Raw genomic sequence first — 3,510 nt, forward strand, 5'->3', positions numbered from 1 at the left:
AGCTGAAAGGGTTCCGGTAGTCATCGAGGGTCGCAACCGCACCAGTCCTGGCGCCGGTACAGGAGCATTCTGGGCAGCGGCGAGTCACAGAAACCTCAGGTAGCCGGGCGGTCTCGGCTACCTGAGGGTGAGCCGCCTGATCGGCCACCGGTAGGCCCATGGGTTGGCCCCGGATAGGGGTCGAGCCTTCCCTGGGAGCTCGGATGGCCTCTGTAAGCCAGGCGGACTTGCGTCAGGAAATTCAGCGAAGGGCTTTACCTGACGCTGCTCTACCTCGTTTCGGGCGTCGTGTTGGGGTGTACCCCAATCCGACACACAGAAGTCATACGACAACAGGGTAGAACCCGCATGTACTCCATCGGTCACTACGTAGCCAAGTACAGCTCGGACCATGCGCTGATGGTGGGCTGAAGCCTCGCCGGGTAGTACCTCTGCCGGATTGTTCTGCCGTTGGGGCTTTGTGCCTGCGCCTCGAACAAGGCGATGCCGCACTCGGTCATGTTCACTGCGGTGGCAAAGCTGTCCGCGATCAGCGCGAACAGATCACCGTTGTGGAGGTACTCGGTGACCCACTTGTAGCCGTGCATCACGGCGGAGGTCAGCGTGTAGACCCGCTTGGTGCCGATTGCCATCCCGTTCTCACGGATCTCCCCCTCATCGTGGGGCGGTATATGCTGCTCGATCCACTCCGCCGCGAGTTCAGCGGTTTTGCCGAAGGGCCTGACTTTCTCGCGGTTCGGGTTCTGCGTGAACGCCGCTTCGAGTGCGTTGTAGCGATCGAGCAGATCCCTGCTTCCTCGGATAAATTCGCGCTTTTGCTCGGGTGTCGACGCGATATCGCCCTGCCGCAAGCTAGCGACCTCGTTCGAGTTGTAGTTGGTTTGCTCCTTCATCTCGGCCAGCGCGATCGCGGTGCAGCGATCTCTACGCACCTGGCGGTCGTCCGGGGACAGAAGCCAGATCACTCGGCCAGCGGATTCCACGGCGCTGCGGCAGAGCGCGGTCATAGCGGGAGCGTGAAGTTGCCGGGTCTGGGTTCCTTGCACGAAAAGATTGGCCGCGGTGCTGATGCTGTCGGTTGCACTCATAAGCGGCCAGAGCGCGGCGGCTTCAAGTCGACGTTCCCCGAAGTCGGCCATGAGGCCCTCGTTGTCCAACGCCGTGCAACTGTCGGTATCGGACTTCTGGGGGTGTAGGCCCCACTCGAGCAGCTCGTTGGCGCGTACAGCCCGCTCTCTGGTTCTGAGAAGCCGCGCCGTTAAGACCGTGGGGTCACCAAACGGATTGAAGCCGGTCTCGACCACGTGACACTCCCCTGCTCAAAGTTACTTGTCGCTGGTATCGGATTGCAGCGGAAGGTGTTTCACAGGTCTGACTCAGATGTCGGCGAGGCGCTTCATGGTTCGGCCCCGGACAGACGGGCCGGGGAGCAGATCCGTCCTCGCTCGGCCTGCGACACAAGACCCTCGAACGTGGCGGTCAGTTGCCGGATCAGCAGACCGGGGATGGTCGCAAAATCCGACCGTCGGGGATCGCTCGCCCGGATGCAACGGCCCAGTGCAGGATCCCGTATCGGGCGGGATAGAGGCCCCGGTGTGGATCCGGCAGCTGACCAGGGACTCAGGTGGTGGTGAGGCGGACCCAACCGCCCGCTACCTGGCCTTCGCTGATGGCGTCGGCGAACTCCTGCACGAGGTCCTTGATCTCGTGCGCGGGGTGGAAAGCGCTGCTCACTGCCAACGCTATGCCGTCGAGCTCTCGGATGCGGTCGGCGAGTTCGGGGTCACACGGGCTGGACCAGCCTGCACGGAGGTCGCCGAGCAGCACGGTGACCACGTCGGAGTCGTCCAGGGTCGCGATGGCGTTCGGGATGGTGTTGCCGACCCGTAGCATCTCTCCGCCGGCGCCGAGCCCGTACTGGGCGTAGTAGTTGGTCGTGGCGACGCGCCACTGGCCGCCGTGTTCGGCGAGGATGACCTGCTCCAGCCCAGGATTGACGAGCAGGAACGGCCGCCATACCTCCGCACCCGTGCTCTCACCGTAGGTGGGCAACAGCACGGCGCGGGCGACGAAGTTGAGAAGGGCGGCGTCCGGGCTGGTTTGGGCGGCGGGGTTGTCGTCCCAGCGTGCGGCCTGGCAGTCGGGATGATGCAGGGTCGCGGACGCGACGGAGTCTGCAGCCTTCACATGCACGGTAGGTCGGACACCGGCCAGAGACCGCCCGCAGCTCTGGCACTCGTGTGGCCATAGGTTCCCGGCCAGCTCCTCCAACCCCGTAAGGCCAAGAGCCTGCTGGGTGGCATCGTCTACCACCAACGGATACGGTGCTGAACTCTCATCGCTTCTGCCCCAGGCCATCTCGGCGTCCTCCCCTGCTGTCTTGGTAACTCGTCGAGGACAGAATGCCGTGTGACACCGACAGGCCACACCGGCATCGGTGAATCTCGGCAGAACGACGGGGGATGTGGTGTCGGTCCGGCGTGCGACACTTTGCGACGTAGCCGCCCTGGCCAGAGGAGAACGAGATGGCCGCCACCGACGAGGATCGGCCCACGGTGAGGCTGGTCGCGCATTGCCGCCGCTGTCACGGCTGGCTGGTGTCGCCGCAATCGGTCGCGCTAGGGATCGGACCGACCTGCGCGATCCGCGAGCGCACCGAACTGCGCGCTGCGACTGCGCGACATCCCCAGGAGCTGACCCTGTTCGACGTCGCTGCGTGATTCGTCACGGATTCGGGTGTGCCGCAATCTGTTCGGACTGTCGGCGTGTGCGCGGATACTGACGTTCATGACGACGTATTGGAACAGCATGCCGCGGTGTGCTGGATGCGGGCAGTTGGACGACGATGCGAGCAGTGGCCGGGGCTGGTTGCGGCAGCGGGTTCGGCTGTGCGGTCACTGCGCCGACCAGCAACAGCGGTATCCGAACGACTCATCGGCGTTGCCGATTACCGCCTTCCACGCCGACATCGCCGCGCTCGATGATGACGACGATTGGGTGCCCGGATACTCCAGATCCGCACTGGAGAAGGTGCAGTCCGGTGCAACCACCCTCCCGCACCGCAGCCTCACCGAGCTGGCCCGGTTTGTCGCCGGCTTCCACGGCTGGCGTCTGCACGGAGACGAGCTGTGCACGCCGGACGGCTTGATCATCGCCGACCAGCTCGAAATCGCCGCCGCCGCCATGGAGGCCATGGACTGGTTTGCGCCAGACCGTTCCGGCATCTTCTGGCGCGTGTTCACCGGCGGCCGTCCGTCCGAGACGTGCACCTATCCCAATGCCTTCGCCCTGCGCCGCCAGATCGCGAAGAACTGAACTGCGCTGCCCGGCGGGGCGGGGCGGAGCGGTTGTCGGCGCCGGCGTTGGTAACAACCGCTCTACGAACACCGCTAAAGTGTCCAGTTTCCTGAACACTTGGCTGAGGGGTTTTCCTGGTCGTGGACATGGTGGTGTGGCGGCGCAAACGTCGGGTGCTGGCTCGGGTGACCCGGGCGGCGTGGCGGCTGGAGC

Annotated in this window: 4 protein-coding genes; 2 read left to right on the forward strand and 2 right to left on the reverse strand. The window is 64.7% G+C overall.

Features of this window, described 5'->3' with window-relative positions; genetic code table 11:
* Window positions 1–365 precede the first annotated feature (365 nt).
* Window positions 366–1,304 carry a hypothetical protein gene (locus AB0H00_RS31820; protein WP_357273617.1) on the reverse strand — a complete coding sequence of 313 codons (939 nt, stop codon included), beginning with the start codon at window positions 1,302–1,304 and terminating at the stop codon, window positions 366–368.
* A 316-nt stretch (window positions 1,305–1,620) separates the two neighbouring features.
* Window positions 1,621–2,187, reverse strand: coding sequence for a hypothetical protein (locus AB0H00_RS31825; protein ID WP_357273619.1), 567 nt, complete (start codon window positions 2,185–2,187; stop codon window positions 1,621–1,623).
* A 338-nt stretch (window positions 2,188–2,525) separates the two neighbouring features.
* Here AB0H00_RS31825 and AB0H00_RS31830 point away from each other — a divergent pair, with 338 nt between their 5' ends.
* Both AB0H00_RS31830 and AB0H00_RS31835 read left to right on the forward strand, forming a co-directional pair.
* On the forward strand, window positions 2,526–2,720 hold the full coding sequence (locus AB0H00_RS31830; protein ID WP_357273622.1) for a DUF6011 domain-containing protein: 195 nt from the start codon (window positions 2,526–2,528) through the stop codon (window positions 2,718–2,720).
* A 67-nt stretch (window positions 2,721–2,787) separates the two neighbouring features.
* Entirely contained in the window at window positions 2,788–3,315 is a 528-nt protein-coding gene (locus AB0H00_RS31835) for a hypothetical protein (protein WP_357273624.1), read from the forward strand.
* The last annotated feature ends 195 nt before the right edge of the window (window positions 3,316–3,510 follow it).

Origin of the sequence: Nocardia sp. NPDC023852 (genome assembly GCF_040639505.1) — a bacterium.
Taxonomy (GTDB): domain Bacteria; phylum Actinomycetota; class Actinomycetes; order Mycobacteriales; family Mycobacteriaceae; genus Nocardia.